This window comes from Bradyrhizobium sp. Ses1 (assembly GCF_059512365.1).
In genome coordinates this window covers 1-1,735 of record NZ_JCAMOQ010000156.1, presented here as the reverse complement: position 1 = coordinate 1,735, position 1,735 = coordinate 1, and the positions used below count along the sequence as shown (strand labels likewise).

Below are 1,735 nucleotides of genomic sequence, written 5' to 3'. Positions count from 1 at the left end.
ATGAGGCAATAGGAGGTCTCTCGGGAACATCGCTAGATGCGGCAATACGTCTTCCCACCGAGATTGTCGCGCTATACGCTGGGGCCAAACGAAACCTCATCGAGTGTGCCTCGCAACTGCAGAATAGTTTCTTCTAATGCCGAGTGGTGCCTGGCCTCGACTCCGATAAGAGGCTTGGTGTGTACGACGCGCTAGCGCCCGATTCCTCTCCCCTTGAAAGCGACCGGACAACGTCCACCGAGCCACGTCTGCTCGAACGTGAGCTGAGATGCCGGTCAATCACGTGGAGCTCTCAATCAGCAACCCTCCGCAAAGGAGAGCGCCAGGACAGGTCACGGCCTGTGTAGTTCCCGTCGTCAGGGTCACGCGCCAGGATGATGCCAGCGCTCGCAAGAGTAATGGAGCCGTTAGGCCAAGGTCGGACCCGCTATATATAACTGCGGGAAACAGGCGACATCGATCCTCGTGGGAGCGACGCCGGCAAAGCTGCCGTCGGGACTCGCCATCGGTTCTAAGATCGCACAACTTAGCTGATGGGCCTCGGCCGGCTGCATCGGCAATGGGCAATTTGCGATAGCCCGGATGGCACCGCTTGGACCAACCAACGAGGCCAGAAATGATGAAGACGGTGTGCACCTGGCGGCTTGCCGGTCGCAAATCGCCTTGCCCTGCGGGCGCCGTCCGAAAGTAAACGCGCCTCTTGTCTAGAACCCGCCAAGCTGTTGCGAATGCGACAATCGCGCGCGAAAAAAAATCCGCGATTTGCGGCTGGCTCAAATCCTGCATTGCGCTAGATGGCAGTAGGGCCAAGCCGGTCGAAGACCTCCGAAGTTGCAGGCGAAGGGAATCGCGAGCTTGCAGAGCACTCGAACCTATAGGGTTCTAAGCTCTCAACGCATTTCCACTCGTGCTTCGTTACGTTGCGACCGGTTCTCTTCGCACGGCTTTCGACAGAGGTGTAATCATGCAATCTGCGCCCAGAGAGAACGAAGCGATCAAGATCGTCTCCCCTGAGAACCGATCAAGGGTCAATGCCATCCTGACGACGGCTTTTACGATGTGTCCGTTGTTGAGGTGGCTCTATCCCGAGCCGGAGCGCTACTTGCGCCATTTCGGCGGATTCATCGAGTATTACTGCGGCGATCCATACACCAATCGAAGCGGCGTATATTTCGATAACGGCGACAAAGGCGCGCTTCTGTGGCAGACCGATAAAATGCATCGAGACGACGCGCGGATGATGAACTTCCTGCTCGGGAGCGTTCCAGAGGACCGGCGCGCGGAAACCGAAAGCTTATTCGAGGAGTTCGGCAAATATCATCCGCAGCAGCCGTATTGGTATTTCACCATGCTTGGCATCGATCCCATGCACCAGCGAGCCAAGCTGGGGGACCGTCTATTCCGATACGGCCTCGCGATTTCCGACGAGGCGAAAGGACTGGCATATGCGGAGGCCACTAGCGTTCACTCGGTTCGGCTGTATGAACGCATGGGATGGAAAATCATGGGTGAGGTGCAAATCGGTAGTTCGCCGCCGGTTTTCCCGATCCTGCGCCATCCCAATTGAATGCGGCACAGCTGCCAGCCTTCATGCAGCACGCCTTGCCCGCTCGCCGACCGAAGGGCTCATAGCCCAATCATTCTGCCGAGACTCATCATGCTAGCCCGCATTTCTCACGGTGTTGAGGCGCATCGGGGCGCGAATCAGCGAAAGTTCTTTTGCGAGAAGGACTTT

At 57.3% G+C, this 1,735-nt stretch carries 1 protein-coding gene; it reads left to right on the top strand.

Going from position 1 to position 1,735, the window contains the following annotated elements; all coding sequences use genetic code 11:
* Window positions 1-964 precede the first annotated feature (964 nt).
* Entirely contained in the window at window positions 965-1,567 is a 603-nt protein-coding gene (locus AC5ZG5_RS46065) for a GNAT family N-acetyltransferase (RefSeq protein ID WP_456647238.1), read from the top strand.
* Window positions 1,568-1,735 lie beyond the last annotated feature (168 nt).